Source organism: Pseudonocardia sp. ICBG601 (assembly GCF_020496245.1).
Window position 1 is genome coordinate 1 of the sequence record NZ_JAHLJA010000199.1, and the last position, 24,001, is coordinate 24,001.

A 24,001-nucleotide genomic window follows, 5' to 3' on the forward strand; every position below is an offset into this window, starting at 1 on the left:
GCCGCGGCCGGGGTGCCGGTGGTGTTCTCCTCCCACCAGCTGGAGCTGGTGGAGCGGCTCTGCGACCGGTGGGCATCATCTCGGCGGGCCGGATGGTGGCGATCGGCACGGTCGACGGGCTACGCGCCGGTGCCGCCGACCCGCTACGACGTCACCGGCCCGCCACCGGGCTGGGCCGACGACCTCCCCGGGGTGCGGGTCCTCGACGTCGACGGTGCCCGCACCCGCGTCGAGCTGGCGCCGGGCACCGACGACCAGGCGCTGCTGGCCGCGGCGCTGGCCGCCGGGGCCGGTGCACGCGTTCGGTCCGTACGGGCCGCCGCTGACCGAGCTGTACCGCGACGCCGTGCGCGACCGCGCCGTCCCGGCGGACCCCGCCCTTCCCACGGACGGCGCCCCTCCCGACGGACCGCGCCCGATGAAGACTGTGCTGCTCGTCGCGCGGCGCGAGATCACCACCCAGCTGCGGTCGCGGACGTTCGTCGTCGGGATCCTGCTGATGCTGCTGGTGTTCGGCGGGCTACGGCGCGGTGAGTGTCGTGTTCGCCGGGACGCAGGGCTCGTCGTCGTCGCTGGTGCTGGAGGGCCGGCCCGCGAGCTGTGCGCAGCGAGCTGCAGGCACCGCGGACCGGCTGGGGCACCACGCTGCGCGTTGACCGAGGGCCGGGAACCGGGACACCGCGGAGTCGATGGTCCGCACCGGCGAGGCCGACGCGATGCTCACCGGGGCACCGGGGACCTACCAGCTCCGTGGGCCTCGACGACGTCGCTCCCGGGCTGCGGTCGCTGGTCGCCGACGTGGTGGAGCAGCAGGCCGTGCGCGAGTCACTGCTCGCCGCGGGGGCCGACCCGGACCGGGTGAGCACGCTGTCCGGGGTCGGGGTGCGCACCCTCGAACCGGTCGACACCGAGCTCGGGCAGCGGATCGGCACCGCGTTCGTGGTGACGTTCCTGCTGTTCTTCTCGGTGACCGCCTACGGCGCGGCCGTCGCACAGGGGGTGGTCGAGGAGAAGGCCGGGCGCGTGGTCGAGCTGCTGCTCGCGACCGTCCCGGCGCGGCAGCTGCTCGCGGGGAAGGTGCTCGGGCTCGGCCTGGTCGGGCTGCTGCAGCTGCTGATCCTCGGCGGGGTGGGGCGCGGCCGTCGCGGTGGGCACCGGCGTGCTCGCGGTCCGGCGCTGCTGCTGCCGACGCTGGTGTCCGCGCTGGCCTGGTACCTGTCGGGTTCTTCCTGTTCGCGACGCTCTACGCGGCGGCGGGCGCGCTGGTGTCCCGACAGGAGGAGCTCCAGTCGGTGACCGCGCCGATCGCCAATCGTGCTGCTCGTGCCGTTCCTGCTCGCCGTCGCCGTGCTGCCCGTGGACCCGCGCAACCCCGTCACCACGGTGCTGTCGTTCGTGCCGTACCTGTCGCAGACGCTCATGCCCGCGCGCACCGGCGCTCGGCGTCACCGCGTGGTGGGGAGCCGGTGCTCGCCTATCTGCTGGCGCTGGCCGCCCTCGCCGGGATGGTGCTGCTGTCGGCACGGGTGTACCGCAACTCGGTGCTGCGCACCGCGGCCCGGGTCCGCTGGCGGGACGCGCTCAGGGCCGGGCGGCCTTGGACCTGGTCGTAGCGGGCGAGCGCGTCCTGGCGCTCGGCCTTGTGGTCGACCTCGTCGGCTCCGGATAGCCCTCCGGGATGCCGCCGGGCAGCTTCCACGGCTGGTGCACGGCCTTGCCCCCCGACCTCGGCGAGCTCGGGCACCCAGCGGCGCACGTAGTCCCCGTCGGGGTCGAACCGCTCGCCCTGGGTGATGGGGTTGAAGATCCGGAAGTACGGCGACGCGTCCGTCCCCGACCCGGCCGTCCACACTGCCAGCCGTGCTGGTTGGAGGCCAGGTCGCCGTCGACGAGCAGCGACATGAAGTGCCGCGGCCGCGCCACCACGGAAGGTGCAGGTCTTTGACCAGGAACGACGCGACGATCATCCGCACCCGGTTGTGCATCCACGCCTCGCCCCCGCAGCTGGCGCATCCCGGCGTCGACGATCGGGAAGCCCGTCCGTCCGGACCCTCGCACCACGCTCGAAGTCGGCGTCGGCGGCCTTCCCGGTGCGCAGCGGCAGGTGGTCGAAGGCCTTGTCGTAGTTCTCTCGCGCGCGGAGTCCGGGCGGCCGGTACAGCACGTCGGCGTAGAACTCCCGCCAGGCGATCTCGGTGCGGTAGGTCTTCACCGAGTCCCCCTTCTGCTTCGCCAGGTCCGCGAGCAGCGTGCGCGGGTGGACGCAGCCGTACTTGAGGTACGGCGACATGCCCGAGGTGCCGCGCTCGGCGGGCAGGTCGCGGGCGGACCCGTAGTCCGCCACGCCCTCGTCGAGGAAGTCCGCCCAGCGGGCCAGCGCCGCGGCCTCCCCCGCCTCGGGCAGCTCGGCCTCGACCGGCTCGTCGTCCGGGATCCGCACCGCGCGGGGTCCGCCGCTCTTGTCGGCGGGGTCCATCCACGTGCACGTCGACGCGTCGGTCCCGGCCGGGCGCGCCAGCCGTGGTCGACCCACGCCCGGCTGAACGGGGTGAAACACCTTGAACGGCCCGCCGGTGCCCTTCTCCACCCGGCCGGGCGCGACGGCGTAGGGCGAGCCGGTCCGGACGAGCTCGACGCCGTCCTCGGCGAGTGCCTTCTCTACCTGCTCGTCGCGCTCGCGGCCGTAGGGGCCGTAGTCCGCGGCGACGTGCACGGTCTGCGCGCCGACGGCCGTCGCGATCCGCGGGACGACGTCCGCCGGGTCCCCCTTCACCACGAGCAGCTTCCCGCCCAGGGCCTCGTCGAGCTCGCGCAGGCAGCCGTAGAGGAAGTTCGCCCGCGCGGCTCCGGAGGGTTTCAGCAGTGCCGGGTCCAGCACGAACAGCGCGAGCGCGCGGTCGGCGGCGGCGCCGGGGCGCCGACGGAGGAAGGTGGTGGTCGGCGACCCGGAGGTCTCGTCGGAACCAGACGACGGCAGTGCTGGGCGCCATGCCGGTCGACGCTAGCGCCGCCGCGTCCCACCCGCCCGCCGAACCGGCCCCCTCCCCCGGTCGCACTCCCGCCCCGGAACGCACGAGCGGGCCGCTCGTACGACGAGGTCGTACGAGCGGCCCGCTCGTGCAGAGAGGCCGGTGCGGTGCTGCTACCTGGTCAGCGCTGGCCGACCGGGACGTAGAGGCGCTCCGCGGAACCGGTGTAGAGCTGGCGCGGACGCCCGATCTTGTTCTGCGGGTCGTTCATCATCTCGCGCCAGTGCGCGATCCAGCCCGGGAGCCGGCCGAGCGCGAACAGCACGGTGAACATCTTCACCGGGAAGCCCATCGCCCGGTAGATGACGCCGGTGTAGAAGTCGACATTCGGGTAGAGCTTGCGCTCGACGAAGTAGTCGTCGGCCAGCGCCTTCTCCTCGAGCGTCATCGCGATGTCGAGCAGCGGGTCGTTGACGCCGAGCTTCTTGAGGATCGTCTCGGCCTGCTCCTTGACGATCTTCGCGCGCGGGTCGTAGTTCTTGTAGACCCGGTGCCCGAAGCCCATCAGCTTCGCGCCCTGCTCCTTGTTCTTGACCCGGCTGACGAAGTCGTCGACGTTGCCGCCCTCGACGTCCTTGATGCGGGTCAGCATCTCCAGCACCGCCTGGTTGGCGCCGCCGTGCAGCGGGCCGAACAGCGCGTTCACGCCGGCGGAGATGGAGGCGAACAGGTTGGCCTGGCTGGAACCGACGAGACGCACCGTCGAGGTCGAGCAGTTCTGCTCGTGGTCGGCGTGCAGGATCAGCAGCGTGTCGAGCGCGCGGACCATGTCGGGGTCCAGCTCGTAGGGCTCGGCGGGGAACCCGAAGGTCATCCGCAGGAAGTTCTCGACGAGGCCGAGTGAGTTGTCCGGGTACAGGAACGGCTGCCCGACGGACTTCTTGTAGGCGTAGGCGGCGATCGTGAAGACCTTCGCCATGAGCCGGACGGTGGAGAGCTCGACGGCCTCCTCGTCGTGCGGGTCCAGCGAGTCCTGGTAGAAGGTCGACAGCGCGCGCTGACCGCGGACGACAGCACCGGCATCGGGTGCGCGTCCCGCGGGAAGCCCTCGAAGAAGCGCTTCAGGTCCTCGTGCAGCAGGGTGTGCCGGCTGATCCGGGTGGTGAAGGCGTCGAGCTGCTGCTGGCTCGGCAGCTCGCCGTAGATCAGCAGGTAGCTGACCTCGAGGAACGTGGAGTTCCCTGCCAGCTGGTCGATCGGGTAGCCGCGGTAGCGCAGGATGCCGGCGTCACCGTCGATGTAGGTGATCGCCGAGGAGCAGGCCGCGGTGCTGGTGAAGCCCGGGTCGAAGGTGACCAGGCCGGTCTTGCCGAGCAGCTTGCTGACGTCGACGGCCTGTGACCCCTCCGTCGGGGTGTGCACCGCGGTCTCGAACTCGCCGCCCGAATACCGGAGTACGGCGGTGTCGGACTTGGCGGCGGTCTCGTCGGACATGTGGAGGTTCCCTCTCACAGCGGGGATCAATCGGGTCTCGGGCACACGCTAGCCCGCCGGGGCGAATCCGCAGAACGCGGCGACGATTCTCACCCTCCGTCGCGGGGCGCGCGGTAGCGGAGGAACTCCGGGAAGCGCCAGACGCACAGCAGCACGCCCACGATCACCGCGGCGCCGCCGAGCGTCGCGGTGACACCGGGCCCGATCAACGACGCCGCCGAGCCGTGCCACATGTCGGCCAGCCGTGGCCCGCCCGCGACGACGACGATGAACACGCCCTGCATCCGGCCGCGCATCTCGTCGGTCGCGACGGTCTGCAGCATCGAGGACCGGTAGACCGAGCTGACCAGGTCGCCGGCGCCGGCGACGGCCAGCGCGAGCACCGCGAGGAACAACGACCCGGTCAGGCCGAACACCAGGACCCCACCGCCCCAGACGCACACCGCGACCACGACCACGACGCCTTGGCGCTGCACCTTCTGCAACCAGCCCGACAGCACGCCGCCGGCGACCATCCCGATCGGGATCGCCGCGTACAGCAGGCCCTGCTGGACACCTCCGTCGGCCGTACCGCCGAAGGTGTCCACCGCCATCTGCGGGAACAGCACCCGGGGCATGCCCAGCCCCATCGCGATCACGTCGACCAGGAACGAGACGAGCAGGATGCGCTGGGTACCGACGTAGCGGAAGCCGTCGACCACCGCGCGCAGCCCCACCTTCGGACGCTCACCGTCCACCCGCTGCGCGGAGCTCGGCAGCGCGGGCAGCCGCCAGGTCGCCCACAGCGTCGCCAGCAGGAAGATCGCGTCGACCAGGTAGAGGGTCGACAGCCCGATGAACGGGATCAGCACCCCGGCCAGGAGCGGCCCGAGCACCGCGCCGACCTGCACGACGGTCATGTTCAGCGCGTTCGCGGCGGGCAGCTGCTCGGCGGGCAGCAGCCGCGGGATGACCGCGCTGCGGGTGGGTTGGTTCATCGCGAGCATCGCCGACTGGAACGCGAACAGCACCAGCACGACCCACACGTTCCCGGCCCCGCTGGCCGAGACCACCCACAGCGCCAGCGAGCTCAGCGCGATGCCGGACCCGGTGAACAGCAGCATGACCCGCCGGTCGACGGCGTCGGCGATCGCGCCACCCCACAGCCCGAACATCACGAGCGGGACCAGGCCGAACAGACCGGTCAGCCCGACGTAGGCCGACGACCCGGTCAGCTGGAAGATCTGGATCGGCACGGCGACGACCGACAGCTGGGCGCCGATCACCGTCACGATCCCGGCCGCCCACAGCCGCCGGTAGGCGGGCGTGCGCAGCGGGGTGGTGTCGGCGAAGGTCGACCGCAGCAGCCCGGTCAGCCGCGACGCGCGGGTGCGGACCGTCGGCCCTTCGTCCGCGGGCGAGGGGACGGGGCGGGTCGGGGTGTCCCGTTCGGCGCCCGGCACCGGCTGCGTCGGCCCCTCACCGGGATCGTTGCGCGTGCTCACGATGTCAAGGTGTACACGGACGCCCCGACATCATGCCTCCGGGTTGCCCCTAGGGGGCGAGCCGGCGCACCGACCAGGAGTCGTCGCGGCCGACCTCGAACCGCAGCCGGTCGTGCATCCGGTCGGCGCGGCCCTGCCAGAACTCGACCTGCCACGGCACGATCCGCCAGCCACCCCAGTGCGGCGGTCGCGGGATCTCCTCGACGCCCTCGAAGCGGCGGGTGACCCCGGCGAGCGCCTGGTCGAGGACCGTGCGCCCGGCGACGATCGTCGACTGCGCCGACGCCCACGCCCCCAGCTGTGACCCGCGCGGGCGCAGCGCCCAGTAGGCGTCGGACTGGGCCTCGGAGCAGCGCTCGACGCGGCCGGAGAGCTGCACCTGACGCTGGAGGTCGTACCAGGGGAAGGTGACCGAGGCGACGCGCGTGCGGTTGAGGTCGTGGCTCTTGGCGGAGGTGTAGTTCGTGTAGAAGACGATGCCGCCGGCGTCGAGGCCCTTGCACAGGACGGTGCGCGACGACGGCAGCCCGTCCGGGTCCGAAGTCGCCAGCACCATCGCGTTCGGCTCGGTCAGCCCGGCCTCACGGGCCTGCTCCAGCCACGCGGTGAGCTGTTCGTACCAGGTCGGAGCCAGGTCGTCGACGTCGAGCGGTCGGCTCGCGTAGTCGATCCGCATCCTCTCCAGCGCGGGTGCGTCCGTCATCGGTTCCCCTCACTCACGGTCGGTGCCGCCGACGACCGTAGGCACGCGCCCGCCGCCCGCGCACCCGCCGTTCGGTCCCCGACCGCCCGGATCACCCGTTGACGTCGTTGCATCCCGCAATCAATAGTCGATCCGTACCCACCCGATCGGGGGGATGGTGGGTACGTACGACGACCCCCGCTCGGATGACGAGAGGGAAGACGATGCGTGTGACGAGGATGTTCGCGCCGGTCGCGACGGCGCTGGCCGTACTGCTCACCGGGGCCGTGGCGCTCGCGCCGGTGGCGGCTCCATCGGATACGGGGACGGGGACGGTGGCTGCCGCGGCGGCGGCGCCGGAGCGGGAGGTGACCGCGCCGGTGCGCACGGTGTCGTGCGGCAAGATCGACCGGGCCGCCTACGCGCCGATCGGCGGAAAATGGAGCCGCACCTACAACGGCAGCTGCGGACACATCGCCCGGCAGAGCAAGCCGTACATCACGGTGTCCTGGGAGGTCCCGAACTTCTCCTCCGGCCAGGCCTGCGTCAAGGCCCGCGGGTTCCGGTGGAGCGACGGCAAGGAGTACTGGGTGTCACTCGGCTGCGGCAAGAGCGGTCACGGGACGGTGCACTGGGGCAAGGCGGGGACCCAGATCATCGCCACCACCGCGGTCAAGGCGCTGAGCCAGAACATCGTCACCGGGGTCCCCGTCTACTTCACCGACTGACCCCGGCGCGCGGACCGTGTGCGGGGCGTCCCGCCGCCCCGCACACGGCCACCGTTCACGAACGGGTGTCCGGTTCGTGATCGACACCACCGGCCGGTCGCGTTGCCCCGCCCCGGCCGTTCGGAGCAGGGTGGCGGCGACCATCCGAGCCGAAGGAGACCCGGTGACCGAGACGCTCGCGCACGAGGTGCCCCCGCCGCCCCCCGGATTCAGGTCCGGGCTGGAGGGGCCACGTCGCGTTCCGCACCGAGATCGCCGAGCCCGACAAGGACGGCGGCTCGCTGCGCTACCGCGGCGTCGACCTGGAGGACCTCGCCGGCACGGTGACCTTCGGCGACGTCTGGGCGCTGCTGGTCGACGGCCGCTTCGGGCAGAGCCTGCCGCCGGCGGAGCCGTTCCCGATCCCGGTGCACACCGGTGACGTGCGGGTCGACGTGCAGGCCGCACTGGCGATGCTCGCCCCGTACTGGGGCTACCGTCCGCTGCTCGACATCGACGACGCCGAGGCCCGCGACAACCTGGCCCGCGCCTCGGTGATGGCGCTGTCCTACGTCGCCCAGTCCGCCCGCGGCATCGGCGTGCCCGCGGTGCCGCAGTCGCGCATCGACGAGTGCTCCCACGATCACCGAGCGCTTCATGACCCGCTGGCGCGGCGAGCCGACCCGCGCCACGTCGCCGCCGTCGACGCCTACTGGGTGTCCGCCGCCGAGCACGGCATGAACGCCTCGACCTTCACCGCCCGGGTGATCGCCTCCACGGTGCCGACGCCGCCGCGTCGCTGTCCGGCGCGATCGGCGCCATGTCCGGCCCGCTGCACGGCGGCGCCCCGGCCCGGGTGCTCCCGATGATCGACGAGGTCGAGCGCACCGGCGACGCCCGGGCGCTGGTCACGGGCCTGCTGGACCGCAAGGAGAAGCTCATGGGCTTCGGGCACCGGGTCTACCGGGCCGAGGACCCGCGGGCCCGCGTGCTGCGCCGCACCTGCCAGGAGCTGAACGCCCCGCGCTACGAGGTGGCCGCCGAGCTGGAGCGCACCGCGCTGGCGATCCTGCGCGAGCGACGCCCGGACCGCCCGATCGAGACCAACGTCGAGTTCTGGGCGGCGGTGATCCTCGACTTCGCCGAGGTCCCGCCGCACATGATGCCCGCGATGTTCACCTCGGCCCGCACCGCCGGCTGGTCGGCGCACGTCATGGAGCAGAAGCGCGAGGGCAAGCTCGTGCGCCCGAGCGCGCAGTACATCGGCCCGGGCCCGCGCAGGCCGCAGGACGTCGAGGGCTGGGACTCGGTCTCCGCCCGCTGATCCCCCCTTCCCCGGGGGAACTCCCGTGGCCGAGCGCGCTACGGCTGTTCCCCCGGTGGGGGGCCGACCACCCCGGAGCGGCGGCCCCGCTGGTCGTGGTGCAGCAGCGCCGGCGCGGCGACCGAGACCGGGAGCACCAGGCCCAGCAGCAGGACGTAGGCCACCCCGGTGACGGCCAGCCCGAGCGTCGGGCTCACCGTGAACATCAGGGCGAAGGTCACCGCGAACACCGGGATCATCACCACGATCGCGGCCGCCGCCACGGTCAGCCCGACCAGCATCAGCACGCCGAAGCAGCGCCACCAGGCACCGCGGACCAGCTCGACCGACCGCCACAGTGCGTCCCGCGCACCGAGGCCCTCGGCGACGACCGCGGGCGACGCCAGGGACAGCAGGATCGCGATCCAGGTCTGCGCGGCGTAGACCACGACGACGAGGAGCAGCCCGGCCGCCGCGGCCACCCCGCCCGCACGCCACAGCGGCAGCGCGACGAAGGCGCCGACCGCGATCGGGACGAGCCCGATCACCAGCTGCGCCAGCTGGACGCCGTAGAGGGCGGGCAGCCGGGGGCGGCCCCGTGCCCAGGCCGCGGCGATCCCGGTCCGCGAGCCGTACACCGCCGAGGCCACCGCCGGGAGGACCGCAGCGAGCACGAGCGGCGCCACGGCGGCCGCGACGAGCCCGAAGGGCAGGCCGGACAGCGTCGCCTCCAGGAAGGTCCCGACCAGGTCGAACGGGTTCGCCGGCTGCAGTGCACCGACCGGCTGCAGCAGCCACAGCGTCCCGAGCACGACGACGGCGTAGAGCAGGCCGGGCAGGACCGTCCACGGGGTCCGGCGCAGGAACCGCCACACCCCGCCCACGATCTCCCCCGCGTCCAACGGTCGCAGCGGCACGATCCCCGGCTGCGGCGGCACGGGCTCCCCCGGGCCGGGATGGTTCTCGGTCACGACTCGCCCCTCTCGTCGACTCCCCGTGTCGTACCGGACACAGGGCACGTCGGCGGCGGATCGGGACGATCGTGAGCAGATGGTGATCAGCCCGCGGGCGACGGCACGGGGGCCCGGTGGCGCCGGATCGCCAGCGACAGCCCGGCCGCGACGACGCAGAGGACGGCGCCGCCGTACCAGGCCATGTCGTAGCTGCCCAGGGCGTCGCGGACCAGACCCGCGACGAGCGCGGCGAACGCCGCCCCGATCTGGTGCGAGGCGAAGATCCAGCCGAACACCACCGCCGAGCGGGCGCCGAACGCCTCGCGGGCCAGCGCCATCGGCGGCGGGACGGTCGCGACCCAGTCCAGGCCGTAGAACACGACGAACGCGAGCATGCTGGCGTTCAGGTCGGTCCCGAACAGCGGCGGGAGCAGGAACAGCGACAGCCCGCGCAGCGCGTAGTAGGCGCCCAGCAGCAGCCGCGGGTCGATCCGGTCGGTCAGCCAGCCGGAGAAGATCGTCCCGAGCAGGTCGAAGATGCCGACCAGGGCGAGCAGGGAGGCCGCCGTCGTCGCGGGCATGCCGTGGTCGTGCGCGGCCGGGACGAAGTGGGACTGGACCAGCCCCGCCGTCGTCGCGCCGCAGATGAAGAACCCGCCGACGAGCAGCCAGAACGTGCCGGTGCGCGCGGCGTCGGCCAGCGCCCGCACCGCCAGCCGCGCGGCGCCCGTGCGCTGCGGCGCGACGACGTCGGCCTCGGTGCCGCCGTAGGGCAGGACCCCGACGTCGGCGGGCCGGTCCTTCAGGAACAGCCACACCACCGGCACCACGGCCAGTGCCGCGCCGGCGGTGATCAACGCCGCGGGCCGCCACCCGCCCGACTCGACGACGGCCGCGACCAGGGGCAGGAACACCAGCTGCCCGGTGGCGGTGGCGGCGGTGAGGACCCCGGAGACGAGGCCGCGGCGGGCGACGAACCAACGGTTCACCACGGTCGCGACCAGCGCCATCGCCATCGAGCCGGTGCCCAGCCCGACGACGACGCCCCACAGCAGCACCAGCTGCCAGACCGCCGTCATGAACACGGTCGCGCCGGCGCCGATCGCGACCATGACCAGCGCGGTCGCGACCACGCGGCGCACCCCGAAGCGCTCCATCAGCGCCGCCGCGAACGGCGCGGTCACCCCGAACAGGGCGAGGTTCACCGCGAGCGCGAAGGAGATGGACCCGATGCCCCAGCCGAACTCGGCGTGCAGCGGCTCGACCAGCACCCCGGGGGTCGACCGGAACCCGGCCGCGCCGAGCAGGGCGAGGAACGTCGCCCCCGCCGCCCACCAGGCCGGGTGCACCCGGCGTGCTCGTGTGTCCGCCGTCGTGGGCGCCGTCGTCATGGGGGTCATCGTGCGGGGGCGGTGCGGCGCACAACAGTGGCCGGGCGGACGACATGTGCAAGAATTCGGCCATGCACCGGGTCGGAGTGCTCGCCGTCGACGGGGTGATCGCCTTCGAGCTCGGCATCCCCGAACGGATCCTCGGCACCACGACCACGGCGGACGGCATCCCGCTCTACGACGTGCGGGTCGCCACCGTCGACGGCGGCCCGGTCCGCACCAGCGCCGGGTACCGGGTGCTGCCCGAACACGGGATCGACGTGCTGGAGCGCGCGGACACCCTGGTGGTGCCGGCCGTGCGCGGCCCGAACACCGACGACCCGGGCGAGGCCGTCCTCGATCTGGTGCGCCGGGCCGTGCACCGCGGCGCACGGGTCGTGGCGATCTGCACCGGCGCGTTCACCCTGGCCGCCACCGGCGTGCTCGACGGCCGCCGCGCCACCACCCACTGGGCACACGTGGACGCCTTCCGCGCGCTGTACCCGCAGGTGGAGCTGGACCCCGACGTGCTGTTCGTCGACGACGGCGACATCCTCACCTCGGCGGGCGTGGCCGCGGGCATCGACCTGTGCCTGCACCTGGTCCGGCGCGACCACGGCGCCGCGGTGGCCACCGCGACCGCGCGGCGCAACGTCGTCGCGCCGTGGCGGGAGGGCGGGCAGGCCCAGTTCGTCGCCTCGCACGTACCGGACCCCGGCGGCCCGGCCACCGACGCCGTCCGGGAGTGGGCGCTGCACCGCCTCGACCGGCCGCTCCCGGTCGAGGAGCTGGCGGCGCAGGCGTCGATGAGCGTGCGGACCTTCACCCGGCGCTTCCGCGCCGAGACCGGCACCAGCCCCGCCCGCTGGCTGGCCGCGCGTCGTCTGGAGCTGGTGCGCCGCCTGCTGGAGACCACCGACCTGCCCGTCGAGCAGGTCGCCGCGCGCGCCGGGTTCGGCACCACCGCGGCGCTGCGGCAGCGGTTGCACGCCGAGATCGGGATGGCGCCGCTGGCGTACCGGCGCGCCCACCGGGCACCCGCCGGCGCGTGATCCGCGCGGCACTGGGCGCACGTCACCACGGGCACTGCTGCGACACTGGGACCGTGACCTCTCCTGCCGATCTGAAGATCCCCGGCGATCTCCTTCCGCAGGACGGCCGCTTCGGATGCGGTCCGTCCAAGGTGCGCCCCGAGCAGCTGTCCGCCCTCGCCGCGACCGGCGACTCCCTGTTGGGCACCTCGCACCGGCAGAAGCCGGTGAAGGAGCTCGTCGGACGGGTGCGCTCGGGCCTGGCCGAGCTGTTCTCGCTGCCCGACGGCTACGAGGTCGTCCTCGGCAACGGCGGCTCGACCGCGTTCTGGGACGCGGCGGCGTTCGGCCTGGTCCGCGAGCGGTCGCTGCACCTGACCTACGGCGAGTTCTCGCAGAAGTTCGCCGACACCACCACCGGCGCGCCCTTCCTGGCCGACCCGGTGATCGTCGAGGCCGCCCCGGGCAGCGCGCCGGAGCCGGTCAGCGACCCGTCGGTCGACGTCATCGCCTGGGCCCACAACGAGACCTCGACCGGCGTCGCCGTGCCGGTCAACCGGCCCACGGGCACCACCGACGATCAGCTCGTGCTGATCGACGCGACCTCCGGCGCCGGCGGACTGCCGGTCGACATCACCCAGTCCGACGTCTACTACTTCGCCCCGCAGAAGGGTTTCGCCGCCGACGGCGGCCTGTTCCTCGCGATCATGAGCCCGAAGGCCCTGGAGCGGGTCGCCGAGCTGGCCGCGTCGGACCGCTGGATCCCGCCGTTCCTGTCGCTGGCCACCGCCGTCGACAACTCCGGCAAGGACCAGACCTACAACACGCCGTCGCTGGCGACGCTGTTCCTGCTCGAGGACCAGATCCGCTGGATGAACGCCCGAGGCGGGCTCGACGGCTGCGTCGCGCGCACCCGCGACTCCTCCGACCGGCTCTACACCTGGGCCGACAAGAGCAGCTTCGCGACGCCGTTCGTCACCGACCCGGCACACCGGAGCCTGGTGGTCGGCACGATCGACTTCGACGACGCCGTCGACGCCGCCGCGGTGGCGACGGCGCTGCGCGCGAACGGGATCGTGGACACCGAGCCGTACCGCAAGCTGGGCCGCAACCAGTTGCGGATCGGGATGTTCCCGGCGGTCGAGCCGTCGGACGTCTCGGCGCTGACCGCGTGCATCGACTGGGTCGTGGAGCGGCTGGGTTCCTGACACCTGCTCGTCGACGAACCGCGACGGCCGTCCCCACCTGGGGGCGGCCGTCGTCGTGTGTGGGGGCTGCGTCGCCACGCAGCGTCGTTGCGTGATCGATAGCAACTCGTTGTAGTCACACGCGCAACACTCGCCCCAATTCCCTCGTGCGTCACGAACTGTGCGACGCTGAGCACGGTCAGTGAGAAAGGTCCGGTGGTCCCCCGGGCGAGTAGGTGTTGTCGACCAGGCAGAACTCGCCCGGCGCGCCTCACCCGGCACGGACCCCTCGCCATCTACCGTCACCCGGACGGGGACGACAGCAGGAGGTCAGGTCGATGCGCGCGTTGCGGGTCGTGGGGGTGACCGGGGACGGCTCGGTCGTCCTCGAAGACCCGGGCCGCCGCGAGCGCTACACGGTGCCGGCCGACGAGCAGCTGCGGGCCGCGGCACGGGGTGACGTGACCCGGCTCGGCCAGATCGCGATCGAGTTGGAGAGCCAGTTGCGCCCACGGGAGATCCAGGCCCGCATCCGGGGTGGCGCGTCGGTCGACGAGGTCGCAGCCGCGGCCGGCGTCCCGACCCAGAAGATCGAACGCTTCGCCTATCCGGTCCTGCTCGAGCGGTCGCGGACCGCCGAGCTGGCCCAGAGTGCGCATCCTCAGCGCGCCGACGGCCCCGACTCACGGACGCTCGGTGAGACCGTCGCGCACACCTTCGGCCTGCGCGGACAGGATTACGCCGGGGCCGGCTGGGACTCCTGGAAGGGCGAGGACGGCAAGTGGGTCGTCGTCCTGACCTGGCAGACCGGCCGCTCGGACAACGCGGCGCACTGGGCGTTCCAGCCCGGTGCGCACGGCGGCACCGTCGTCGCGCTGGACGAGCACGCCTCCGACCTCGTCGAGGGTCTGCCCGCACGTCCACTGCGCCCGCTCGGGTCTGTGGTCGACATGGCCCGCGACGAGGACCACGCCCCCGAGGCGCCGACGACCGCCGCTCCCGCGCGCGCCGTCGCGGCGGCCGGTGGGCAGCAGCCCGAGGCCTGGGCCGGGCGCGGGATCGCGCCCGAGCAGCGTCGGGCCAGCCCGCCGCCGCCCCGGACCCGCGTCGAGACACCCGGTCGCACCGTGGGCACCCGCCCGGACGACACCCGGGCCCCGGCCGCCGCGGCGCCCGTGGTTCCGAAGCGCGTCGAACAGGTCGAGGGCACCGACGCCGCCAACAGCACCGACACCACCGACGGGACCGGGTCGGCCGGCGCGACCGACACCGCGTCGAGCGGACCCGCCTCGGACGGTGTGTCCGCGGACGGCACGACCCCGGGCGGCACGACCTCCGGCGACGCGAGCCCGACCGGCTCGGACGGCGTGGACCCGGTCGTCCCGGCCCCGGCGGCCACCGCCACGGACGCAATCGGTACGGGCTCGTCGGCCACCGGGCCCGCGCACGACTCGACGGACGCGACCGCCTCGGCGACGACGACGGGAGCGGCCGCCTCGGCGTCGGACGCCGGCGCCGCGGGCACCCCGGCTCCGGCAGGCACGTCACCGGCCGCCACCGCGCCGGCCACTCCCGAGGACACGACCGCGGAGGCGGCGGCGAGCACCGCAGGGTCGTCCGCTGCGGCGCCGTCCACCGCTGTACCGTCCACCGAGGCACAGTCCGCGGGGAAGCCCGCGGGCACCGGCACCAGCTCCACGGCGGCGAGCCCCGGGACCGACGACCGCGGGGTCGCCACGGACGACGGGTCTGCCGACGAGCGCAACGAGGCCCCCGCCGCGGCCACCACCGAGACCCCGGCCACGTCGGAGCAGGAGACGGACCCCGCTCCGGCACAGGACACCGAGAGCGCGGCCCCGCGCCGCACGTCCACCGCAGGATCGCGGCGGACGAAGAAGGGCAAGCCCGTCATGCCGTCGTGGGACGAGGTCCTGCTCGGCGTCCGCGGCCAGCGCTGACACCTTCCCGCACGGGTTTCGGCCTCCCACACCGGATCCGGTCCCGTGTGGGAGCCCGGATCCGGTGTGGGAACGCGGCCGGGGTCAACCCCCGCCGGTGACGGCGTGGAAGGCGACGGCGGCGGCCGTCGCGACGTTGAGCGAGTCCACGCCGCTCGCCATCGGGATCCGGACACGGCGGTCGGCGGCGGCGAGGGCCTCGTCAGTGAGGCCGGGTCCCTCCGCGCCCAGCAGCAGGGCGACCTTCCGGCCGCCCAGGCCCGCCGTGGCGAGGGGCTCGGCGTCGGAGGCGGGGGTGAGTGCCGCGACGGTGAACCCCGCCTCCCGCAGCCGGTCCAGCGAGGCGGGCCACGCGCCGTCGAGGGTCGTGAACGGGACCCGCAGCACGTGCCCCATCGAGACACGGACGCTGCGCCGGTAGAGCGGGTCCGAGCAGCCGGGGCCGAGCAGGATCGCGTCGACGCCGAGGGCGGCGGCGTTGCGGAACAGCGACCCCAGGTTCTCGTGGTCCCCCACCCCCTCGCAGACCGCCAGCGTGCGGGCGCGGGCCAGCACGTCGTCGAGGGACGGCGCGGGAGCACGGTCGGCGACGGCGAGCACCCCCCGGTTCAGATGGAACCCGACCGCGCGGGCCATCGTGTCGGCGTCGGTCGCGTAGGCCGGCACGTCGACGCCGGCGAGCTCGTCGGAGAGCTCGTCGAGGCGGCGCGGGACCCCCAGCAGGGACCGCACCGGATACGGAGAGTCGAGCAGACGACGCACGACGACGACACCCTCCGCTATCACCAGCCCGCGCCCACCGGGCCGATCTGGGCGCCGATCGGCGGTCGTGAGGTCGCGGTAATCGTCGATACGGGGGTCGTCGGGGTGCTCGACCGTGGTGAGTATGGCCACGACGCCCGATCGTCCCACGTCACTGACCGTTCGCCGCGTCTGGTCGCCCGGTCAGCCGGTACCGCCCGGTCCGGCGATATGACACGGTGTAGTGCCGCCTCCCTCGGCACGGCCCTCCGCCGTGCGGGTGAGGAGGCGCTCCCCGTTCGATGGAGGTCGGTTCGCGCATGGGTCAGGTGGTCGACCGGACGACGTTCAGCCGGCGCGACCGCCAGCGGTACCGGATCAAGGTGCAGCGCTGTCTGGACACTCTCGGTGACCTACTCAGCAGCTACCCGTTCTCCGACACGGAGCCGATGACCGGCGTGGAGATCGAGTTCAACCTGGTCGGTCCGGAGCTGGCGCCGTCGCTCAACGGGACCGACGTCCTGGACACGATCAACTCCGGCGAGTGGCAGACCGAGCTCGGCCGCTGGAACCTCGAGCTGAACCTCCCGCCGCGCCCGCTGCCCGGCGACCAGTGGCGCCAGCTGGAGCACGAGCTGCTCGACCTGCTCGCGGGCGCCGGGGCGAAGGCCGGGGACCTGCGCACCCAGCTCGTCATGATCGGGATCCTGCCGACGCTGGACCCGGGGCACATGACCGCCGAGGCGATCTCCCCCGAGGACCGCTACGAGGCGCTCAACGACCAGATGCTCACCGCGCGCGGCGAGCCGATCCGGATCGACATCGCCGGCTGCTCGCCGGAGGAGCGGGTCAACGCCGACTTCGACACGATCATCCCCGAGGCGGCCTGCACGTCGATGCAGCTGCACCTGCAGGTCTCCCCCGCGAACTTCGGGCGCTACTGGAACGCCGCGCAGTGTCTGGCCGGCGTCCAGCTGGGGCTCGGGTCGAACTCGCCGTTCCTGCTCGGGTCTCAGCTGTGGTCGGAGACCCGGATCCCGCTGTTCGAGCAGTCCTGCGACGTCCGGACCCCCGAGTTCCACAACCAGGGGGTACGGCCACGGGTCTGGTTCGGCGAGCGCTGGATCGACTCGGTGCTGGACCTGTTCTCCGAGAACGCCCGCTACTTCCCGGCCCTGATGCCGTTGACCTCGGACGTGGACCCGGCGACGCAGATGCGCGACAAGGGGTTCCCGGACCTGCCGGAGCTGACCCTGCACAACGGCACGATCTGGCGCTGGAACCGGCCGATCTACGACAGTACGGGCGACACCCCGCACGTCCGGCTGGAGAACCGGGTGCTCCCCGCGGGGCCGACGACCGTCGACATGGTCGCCAACGCGCTGTTCTTCTACGGCCTGCTCCGCACCCTGGTCGAGGCCGACCAGCAGCTGTGGCGGGCGGTGTCGTTCGAGGCGGCACGGGAGAACTTCCAGACCGCGGCCAAGCACGGCATGCACGCTCCCCTGTACTGGCCCGGCACCGGCTGGGTGCTCCCCGACGAGCTCGCCCTGCGCAAGCTGCTCCCCCTGGCGCACGAGGGGCTCGCCCGCTGGGGTGTCTCCGGCGCGGTCTGCGACCGGTACCTGACGGTGCTGGAGCGGCGCTGCGTCACGCGTCAGACCGGGTCGTCGTGGCAGATCGACACCGTCGCCGCGCTGGAGGCGCGGGGCGCGGACCGGATGACCGCCCTGCGCGGCATGCTCGAGCGCTACCTGGCGCACTCGACGGCCAACCAACCCGTCCACACCTGGGAGATCCCCGACTGATCGGCTTCGCCATCGCGAAGCATTCTCCGCGACCGGGCCCGCTCACCACCCTCCCGTTCCTACCGTCCCCCTCCGCACACCCGCCCCGGGTGCGCGTACGGGACGGAGGGACATGTCCATCCAGCACCAGCCCGACCGGCGTCGATGACCCGGGCGACGACGATGTCCCCGTTCCGGCTGTTCGGCCGCACCTCCCGCGACGAGCACCTCCTCGACGACGGTCCCGACCCCTGGCTCGACGACCCGGCTCCCGCACCGGCGCCGCGGCCCGTCCCGCCCCGGGCCCGGGAGGCCTTCCCGGCGCCGTCGACGAGCGGGATGCCCCCGGCGCCGACGACGGGTGCGACGGCGCTGCCCGCCGAGGGTCCCGCGACCGCGGCGGCGCGACCGGCGCTCTGGACGCCGCGGCGGCCGCCGCAGGAGCCGATCGCCGAGCCGGAGCCGGTCACCGATCCCTTCGGCTTCCCGCCGGTGCCGCCCCCTGCCGCCGCTACCTCGGCCCCCGCCCCTGTCTCCGCCTCCGCCTCCGACGAGGTCGCTGCCGCCTGGGCAGCCTGGGCGCCCGCCGCGGTGTCCCCGGCCGAGGGCGGGGCGGATCGTGCAGCGTCCGGAGCCGCGTCGCCGGCACCCGCCACGACGACCGCCACGCCACCCAGCACGCCGCCCACCACGACGACCGCGGCGCCGGGTCCGGCGCCCTCGGGCCCCGAGCACGGTCCGGCTGCCCGCCCCGCCGGAGCCTCGGTCGCAACGACAGGGACCGCGCCCGGCACCGCTGCTGCCCCGTCATCCGCCCCCCGCCGCCCCCTCGGCCGGTTCCCCCGACCCGTCACTCAGCTCCGCCGACCGGTCGCCCGGTCTTGCCGAGCAGTCGCCCGGCCCCGCTGCCCCGTCACCCAGCCCTGCCGACCCGTCGCCCGGTGTCGCCGCCCCGTCGCCCGGCCGCGCTGACCCGTCGCAGGTCCCAGCCGGACCGGATCCCCGCGACGCCGGGGTGCGGCCCGCCACCGGCTCCCCCGTCGGGGCCGCCCCGCAGTCCCTCGTCGACCCCGCCGAGGCGTCCGCGCTGGCCGGGGCCTTCGCCGCGGACCTGCTGTCCTGGGACGAGGACGACGTCGACCGCCGCGCCCGTGTCCTCGCCGCCTACCTGCCCGCCACCGCGGCCGACGGATTGCTCGGCTGGACCGGGACCGGGCGTCAGCGGGCCGACCTCGTGCTGCCGGGCCGGGTCCGCGCCGATGCCGACCGGGCCGTCGTCGACGTCCGGGTGCGGGTCGTGCCCTACCGCCGTGTCGACGCCCGTGGGACGGCCGCGCCGGAGCCCGAGCCCGACGACCCGATCGGGGCGCCCGCCGGGGCCCCCGCCCCGGCCGCGCGCGGCTGGCGCGGGCTGGCCGCGCGGTGGGTCCGGCTGGAGGTGGCCGTCGCGCTCACCGACGACGGGCTCGTCGTCGACGCGGGGCCCGCGGCCGAGCCGGCCCGACGGCCGTCGCCGGCCGACCTCGCACGCGGCGGTGTGCGGTGACCGGGCGTGTCCCCGTCGTCGGGGGCCTGGCCGGCGGGGTCGGGACGACGACCGTCGCCCGGGCCCTGCACGGCCGTGACCTGGGGCGCGTGTGCGGGCCGGACCTGCTGCCCGACGTCGTCGTCACCCGGGACACCGCGGCCGGGCTGGCTGCCGCAGCCCGCGTCGCCCCGGCGCCCGGGCCGGACTCACCGGTCCTCGTCCTGCACCCCGGCACCGCCGACCCCGACGGCATCGACGCCGACGCCGCGGGGCCCGGCTGGGCAGCCGTCGTCGCGCTGCCCGCGGTGCCGGGCTGGGCCCGCTCCGCGGACCCGTGGTCGGACGCGGCCGGGGTCCTCACCCGGCCCGGGCCCTCGGCCGCCGTCCGCCGCTACGCCGACGCGATCGGCCGGGTCGTCACCGCGCTGACCACGTCCGGACGGCTCGACCGGCCGCTCACCCCGGCCGGCGTCGGTGGGCTGCGACCGATGCGTGGGGTACTGGCCCTCCCGACCGGGCCGGGCCGGTGAGCCGTGCGCGCGCTGCTGATCGTGCCGGTCGTCGTCGCACTCCTGCTGGGGACGGCGGGTCAGGTCCTGGCCGCCCCCGCCGCGGAGCCGGTCACCTCGGGCATCGACGCGGCACGGGTGCCGGAGGCGGCGCGGCCCTACCTCGACCTGGTCACGGAGCTGACCTCGCAGGGCTGCCCGGAGCTGCCGCCGGCCTGGGTGGTCGCCCAGGTGCAGGCGGAGTCGGGCTGGGACCCGGAGCTGCGCACCGGCACCGCTGCCGGGCTGCTGCAGGTCTCGGAACGGACCTGGGTCGCGGCCGGCGGCGCACCCTGGCCGGACGCGGCGCTCACCGAGCCGGAGGGGCACCTGCGCGTCGTCGTGCCGTGGCTCTGCTCGACGCTGCGAGCCGCCGCCGGGTATCTCGCGACGACCCCGAAGGACGTCCCGGTGCTCGACGCGATGCTGGTCTGCCACATCGCGGGCTGCAGCCGGGTCACCGGGTCGAGGTCGGGGGTGCCGGCGGCCGGGGAGGCAAACTGCTCGCAGGCGTGCGCGTCGGCGATCCGGCGCTACCTCGACGCGGTGCACGGCTTCGTCGCCGACTACTCCGGCACGACGGCCGTCGACGACCGCGAGTCGTCCCCGCCACCGCCGCAGAAGGCCGCCCCGGCGAAGGCACCCGCGGCGAAGACACCGGCGAAGGACGCCGCATCGGCGCCGGCGGCTGACTGGACCGGCGGTGCGACGGGGTGCCACGAACCCGACCCGGTGCGCTCCGACGGCTGTCTCACCGGCGCGTCGAAGCACGGCCTCGATGCCGTCGAAGCGGTGTTCGGCCCGACGATCGAGACGGTCGGCTGCTGGGACGAGCACCTGCAGAACCCGCGGTCGGACCATCCGAAGGGCAAGGCCTGCGACGTGTTCACCGGGAAGGCCGGGGCGTTCGCGAAGGGCGCCGACCTCGACGAGGGCTGGGCGATCGCGCACTGGCTGGAACGCAACGCGGCCCCGCTGAAGGTCAAGTACCTGATCTGGCAGGGCCGCTACTGGGACCCCTCGGTGCGCGCCGACGGCTCCGGCTGGGGCCGTCGCTACACCGGCGGCGGGGTCTACGACACCGCCGACGCGACCGGCGGCCACTACGACCACATCCACATCAGCTTCGCGGAGTGACCCCGTGCGACGTTCCCTGCCGCTGCTCGTGCTCGCCGCGGTCCTCGCGGTGCCCCTGGCCCTGCTGGTGCCCGCGTTGCTGCCCGGACCGCCGTCGCAGGCGGTGCTGACCTCGGCCGACCGGGACGCCCTCGGCGATCCCGGCCCCGTCCGCGGACCGGAGCCGGCCGTGCCGGCGACGCGGCCGTCGTCGCCCGGGGCGGTGGCGCGCGCCTACCTCGTCGCCGCGCACGGCTCCGGTACCGGCGCGGCCGGGGGCACCACCCTCGACGGCACCCCGTACGCGCTGCCCGCAGCCCGGCCGCCGCCGGAGCGCCCGTCCTCGACCCGCCGCCACTCGGTTCGGTCCGGACCGCCGAGGTCGAGGACCTCGACGAGGGCGCCACCGACTGGGCCCGCGGACGCACGGCGCTCGTCGCGACCGTCCGCACGACGACGTCCGGGCCCGGCACGGCACCGGAGGTCCGCCGCTGGCGCACCCGAGTGGTCCTGGCACTCGACGCGGCGGGCCACTGGCTGGTCACCGCCGACACCCCCATCACCACCGACACCCCCGATGTGGACGACTGACGTGACCGAACCTTGGAGTGGGCGATGACCGCCGACGAGCTGGAGCAGCTGCTCAAGTCCCTGCTGGCCAAGGGGGTCACGGTCGTCCTGCTGGCGCTCGGGCCCGCCGGGGAGCTGGTGGGGGTGGAACCCGGGGGCTCCGCGACGCCGTCGACGAGCTCCGGGCAGGACGCCGCCGGTGCGCCGCGGCCGGACCTGGAGCTGGGGGCCGTGGCGAGGTGTGCGTCGGCACGGGGTCCGGGTCGGGCTCCGGCGGGTCCGGGTCCAGCGGCTCGGGTTCCGGCGGCTCGGACTCCAGCTCGGTTCCGACGGCTCGGGTTCCGACGGCTCCGGTTCCGACAGCTCCGGTTCCGACAGCTCCGGTTCCGACAGCTCCGGTGGCGGCGAGCGTGACAGCGGATCCGACGGGTCCGGCAGCGCCGACGACTCCGCCGGCGACTCCGACGGCAGCTCCGACGGCAGCTCGACGGACCGTCGCGGCGGCGGGGGCGACGGCGGAGCGGGCGGCTCCGACGACAGCGGCCGTTCCGGCGGTCGGGCGATGCGACCGGCTCCGGCTCCGGCTCCGGCTCCGGCTCCGGCTCCGGCTCCGGCTCCGGCGGCAACGACTCCGAGCGCGGTGGCGGTACCGCCTCCTCCTCCGGTTCCGACAGCGGGACGGCCGCGATTCCGGCAGCGGCACCACCGCCGCCCCCGACGAGTCCGGCGCCACCGCCTACGGCACGAGCGACGACGCGCCGCCGGGCTCCTCACCGGCGGATCCGGTACCGCCGGCTCCCGGACACCGCGCCGCCCTGCCGCCCCAGCGGCACCGGCGGCACCGGCGGCACCGACCCAGCACCCGCCACCGGGAGCGCAGAGGGCACCACGGCGGCGGCGAAGCTGGGCTGGGGGCAGCCCGTCCGGCCCGACGAGTTCGACAACGGTACCGAGGGCTGGAGCATCTACGACGGCGCCGGGCACGCGGGCAACGGCCGCCGCACCCCGGACGCGGCGAGCGTGGCGGACGGCGTCCTGACGATCACCGGGGACAGCCAGGGCAACACCGCGGGCATGGCGTGGAAGGAGGGCTCCCAGCAGTACGGACGCTGGGAGGGCCGGGTGCGCGCGCCGGTCGGGGACCCGTCGTACAACGCCCTGCTGCTGCTCTGGCCCACCGCGGAGAACTGGCCCGAGGGCGGCGAGCTCGACTTCATGGAGATGATGGACCCGCAGCGGCAGAAGACCAACGCGTTCTTCCACTACGGCGCGGACAACTCCCAGGTCGAGGGCTCCGTCGAGGTCGACGCGACGCAGTGGCACAACTGGGCCCTGGAGTGGACGCCGGACCGGATCACTGCCTACGTCGACGGCGAGAAGTGGTTCGAGACCACCGAGGAGAAGGTGCAGCCGCCGGGGCCGATGCACCTGTGCATCCAGCTCGACTGGTTCCCCAAGGGCGGCTCGGGGAAGGAGACGCAGATGCAGGTCGACTGGGTGCGCCAGTACACCCTCGACGGGGTTTCGCCCGGCGGGACGACCGACGGCGGGACGGCACCGGGCTCGGCCGGCTGACCGGGCGGCCTCCACCCGAGCATGATCACCGGTTGGGGAGTGCGGAGGTGCACAGGACGACCTCTCCGCTCCACAACGGTCGATCATGCAGCCACCACGCCAGGGCGCCCCGGCCCGGTGCACGGTGCGAGGTGGCCCGGGCCTCTCAGCTCCCCCACAGCCGACCGCTCCTAGGCTGCCGCCGACCCGCCGTCGACGATCAAGGAGTGGGTCGTGCAGGAGCAGACGGAGCAGGAGCACGACCCCGAGGCCCCGGCGCGTCGCCGCTGGCCCGCGGTCGTCGGCCTCGTGGCGGGTCTGGCCGTACTGGCCGGGATCGTCACGGTCGCCGTGGAACCGTCCCTGCTCACCGGCTCGTCCTCCCCGACCCCCGCACCGGCGGCACCGCCGTCGCCGGGCGGGATGCACGACCAGGAGCGGCCCACCGAGGTCGGCGAGCTCGACCCCGCGTCGCGCTCGGACACCGAGGCGGCCGTGCGCAACGGCTGGCGCCTCACCGACCACGACGAGTTCGACGGCACCGCGCTCGACCGCACGCGCTGGAGCCCGTACACGGGCGAGACCACCGGGGGCAACGGCCGGCACCGGGCCGAGAACATCGCGGTCCGCGAAGGCGAGCTCGTCCTCACCAGCCGCGGGAGCACCTCCGCCGGGCTGGCCTGGCGGGGTGGCCAGCAGTACGGCCGCTGGGAGATCCGGGCGAAGACGAACCCCGGCGTCGGCTACGGCGACGTCGCGCTGCTCTGGCCGGACGCCGAGGACTGGCCCGAGGGCGGCGAGCTCAACTTCATGGAGATCCCGAAGCCCGAGCGGAACGAGACGCACACGATCGTCCACTACGGCGAGGACAACAGCCAGGTCGGCAAGACGATCCGCGGCGACTTCACGCAGTGGCACACCTACGCCGTCGAGTGGCTGCCCGACCGGGTCGTGTTCTACATCGACGGCGCCGAGGTCTTCCGCACCACCGATCCGGAGCAGATCCCGCCGCGATCGAT

General features: G+C 74.3%; 20 protein-coding genes and 5 pseudogenes. 16 read left to right on the forward strand and 9 right to left on the reverse strand.

Annotation, left to right across the window (positions count from 1 at the left end):
* The 4 genes and pseudogenes from KPL57_RS60045 to KPL57_RS60055 all read left to right on the forward strand — a co-directional run.
* A pseudogene (locus KPL57_RS60045) lies at positions 1-364 on the forward strand (DUF4162 domain-containing protein); the annotation flags it as partial.
* Between the two features lie 166 nt (positions 365-530).
* Positions 531-656 carry a hypothetical protein gene (locus KPL57_RS68625; protein WP_264199958.1) on the forward strand — a complete coding sequence of 42 codons (126 nt, stop codon included), beginning with the start codon at positions 531-533 and terminating at the stop codon, positions 654-656.
* Positions 657-750: 94 nt separating this feature from the next.
* Entirely contained in the window at positions 751-1,296 is a 546-nt protein-coding gene (locus tag KPL57_RS71190; protein ID WP_226358867.1) for an ABC transporter permease, read from the forward strand.
* A 170-nt stretch (positions 1,297-1,466) separates the two neighbouring features.
* Entirely contained in the window at positions 1,467-1,613 is a 147-nt protein-coding gene (locus tag KPL57_RS60055) for a hypothetical protein (RefSeq protein WP_226358881.1), read from the forward strand.
* A 53-nt stretch (positions 1,614-1,666) separates the two neighbouring features.
* Here KPL57_RS60055 and KPL57_RS71195 read toward each other — a convergent pair.
* The 5 genes and pseudogenes from KPL57_RS71195 to pdxH form a co-directional block, all read right to left on the reverse strand.
* Positions 1,667-1,852 (reverse strand): annotated as a pseudogene (locus KPL57_RS71195) (FAD-binding domain-containing protein); the annotation flags it as partial.
* 111 nt (positions 1,853-1,963) lie between these two features.
* Positions 1,964-2,878 (reverse strand): deoxyribodipyrimidine photo-lyase, encoded by a 915-nt coding sequence (locus KPL57_RS60060; RefSeq protein ID WP_308253245.1) that lies wholly within the window; start codon positions 2,876-2,878, stop codon positions 1,964-1,966.
* Positions 2,879-3,150: 272 nt separating this feature from the next.
* Positions 3,151-4,463, reverse strand: a pseudogene (locus KPL57_RS60065) (citrate synthase).
* 89 nt (positions 4,464-4,552) lie between these two features.
* Positions 4,553-5,947, reverse strand: coding sequence for an MFS transporter (locus tag KPL57_RS60070; RefSeq protein WP_226358868.1), 1,395 nt, complete (start codon positions 5,945-5,947; stop codon positions 4,553-4,555).
* A gap of 49 nt (positions 5,948-5,996) precedes the next feature.
* Positions 5,997-6,650 (reverse strand): pyridoxamine 5'-phosphate oxidase, encoded by a 654-nt coding sequence (gene pdxH / locus KPL57_RS60075; protein WP_020626955.1) that lies wholly within the window; start codon positions 6,648-6,650, stop codon positions 5,997-5,999.
* Positions 6,651-6,853: 203 nt separating this feature from the next.
* On the opposite strand from pdxH, the gene KPL57_RS60080 reads away from it, so the two are divergent.
* Positions 6,854-7,357 (forward strand): hypothetical protein, encoded by a 504-nt coding sequence (locus KPL57_RS60080; protein ID WP_226358869.1) that lies wholly within the window; start codon positions 6,854-6,856, stop codon positions 7,355-7,357.
* A 251-nt stretch (positions 7,358-7,608) separates the two neighbouring features.
* Positions 7,609-8,660 (forward strand): annotated as a pseudogene (locus KPL57_RS60085) (citrate synthase 2).
* Positions 8,661-8,698: 38 nt separating this feature from the next.
* Here the strand turns inward: KPL57_RS60085 and KPL57_RS60090 are convergent.
* Both KPL57_RS60090 and KPL57_RS60095 read right to left on the reverse strand, forming a co-directional pair.
* A complete protein-coding gene (locus KPL57_RS60090; RefSeq protein ID WP_226358870.1) occupies positions 8,699-9,610 on the reverse strand; it encodes a hypothetical protein in 912 nt (303 codons plus the stop codon).
* Between the two features lie 86 nt (positions 9,611-9,696).
* Positions 9,697-10,983: an MFS transporter gene (locus tag KPL57_RS60095; RefSeq protein WP_226358871.1), complete on the reverse strand. Its 1,287-nt coding sequence runs from the start codon at positions 10,981-10,983 to the stop codon at positions 9,697-9,699.
* Between the two features lie 71 nt (positions 10,984-11,054).
* Here KPL57_RS60095 and KPL57_RS60100 point away from each other — a divergent pair, with 71 nt between their 5' ends.
* The 3 genes and pseudogenes from KPL57_RS60100 to sepH all read left to right on the forward strand — a co-directional run.
* Complete coding sequence (locus KPL57_RS60100) at positions 11,055-12,014, forward strand: GlxA family transcriptional regulator (RefSeq protein WP_226358872.1); 960 nt, start codon at positions 11,055-11,057, stop codon at positions 12,012-12,014.
* A gap of 53 nt (positions 12,015-12,067) precedes the next feature.
* Positions 12,068-13,201: a phosphoserine transaminase gene (serC, locus tag KPL57_RS60105; protein WP_226358873.1), complete on the forward strand. Its 1,134-nt coding sequence runs from the start codon at positions 12,068-12,070 to the stop codon at positions 13,199-13,201.
* Positions 13,202-13,518: 317 nt separating this feature from the next.
* Positions 13,519-14,364: pseudogene (gene sepH / locus KPL57_RS73340) on the forward strand (septation protein SepH); the annotation flags it as partial.
* An 858-nt stretch (positions 14,365-15,222) separates the two neighbouring features.
* Here the strand turns inward: sepH and KPL57_RS60115 are convergent.
* Positions 15,223-16,032, reverse strand: coding sequence for an RNA methyltransferase (locus KPL57_RS60115; protein WP_226358874.1), 810 nt, complete (start codon positions 16,030-16,032; stop codon positions 15,223-15,225).
* A 167-nt stretch (positions 16,033-16,199) separates the two neighbouring features.
* On the opposite strand from KPL57_RS60115, the gene KPL57_RS60120 reads away from it, so the two are divergent.
* A complete protein-coding gene (locus KPL57_RS60120; protein WP_075334137.1) occupies positions 16,200-17,687 on the forward strand; it encodes a glutamate--cysteine ligase in 1,488 nt (495 codons plus the stop codon).
* 59 nt (positions 17,688-17,746) lie between these two features.
* Here KPL57_RS60120 and KPL57_RS68640 read toward each other — a convergent pair whose 3' ends face one another.
* Complete coding sequence (locus tag KPL57_RS68640; RefSeq protein WP_264199952.1) at positions 17,747-18,346, reverse strand: hypothetical protein; 600 nt, start codon at positions 18,344-18,346, stop codon at positions 17,747-17,749.
* 335 nt (positions 18,347-18,681) lie between these two features.
* On the opposite strand from KPL57_RS68640, the gene KPL57_RS60130 reads away from it, so the two are divergent.
* The 6 genes from KPL57_RS60130 to KPL57_RS60155 all read left to right on the forward strand — a co-directional run.
* Positions 18,682-19,212 (forward strand): hypothetical protein, encoded by a 531-nt coding sequence (locus KPL57_RS60130; RefSeq protein WP_226358875.1) that lies wholly within the window; start codon positions 18,682-18,684, stop codon positions 19,210-19,212.
* Positions 19,209-19,724 carry a hypothetical protein gene (locus KPL57_RS60135; protein WP_226358876.1) on the forward strand — a complete coding sequence of 172 codons (516 nt, stop codon included), beginning with the start codon at positions 19,209-19,211 and terminating at the stop codon, positions 19,722-19,724. The genes KPL57_RS60130 and KPL57_RS60135 overlap by 4 nt, the downstream gene beginning before the upstream one ends.
* Positions 19,725-19,727: 3 nt before the next feature.
* Positions 19,728-20,879: a hypothetical protein gene (locus KPL57_RS60140; protein WP_226358877.1), complete on the forward strand. Its 1,152-nt coding sequence runs from the start codon at positions 19,728-19,730 to the stop codon at positions 20,877-20,879.
* Between the two features lie 4 nt (positions 20,880-20,883).
* Positions 20,884-21,477 carry a hypothetical protein gene (locus tag KPL57_RS60145; protein WP_226358878.1) on the forward strand — a complete coding sequence of 198 codons (594 nt, stop codon included), beginning with the start codon at positions 20,884-20,886 and terminating at the stop codon, positions 21,475-21,477.
* Between the two features lie 854 nt (positions 21,478-22,331).
* Complete coding sequence (locus tag KPL57_RS60150) at positions 22,332-23,003, forward strand: glycoside hydrolase family 16 protein (protein WP_264199956.1); 672 nt, start codon at positions 22,332-22,334, stop codon at positions 23,001-23,003.
* A gap of 213 nt (positions 23,004-23,216) precedes the next feature.
* On the forward strand, positions 23,217-24,001 hold a 785-nt coding region (locus tag KPL57_RS60155), incomplete at its 3' end, for a family 16 glycosylhydrolase (RefSeq protein WP_226358880.1).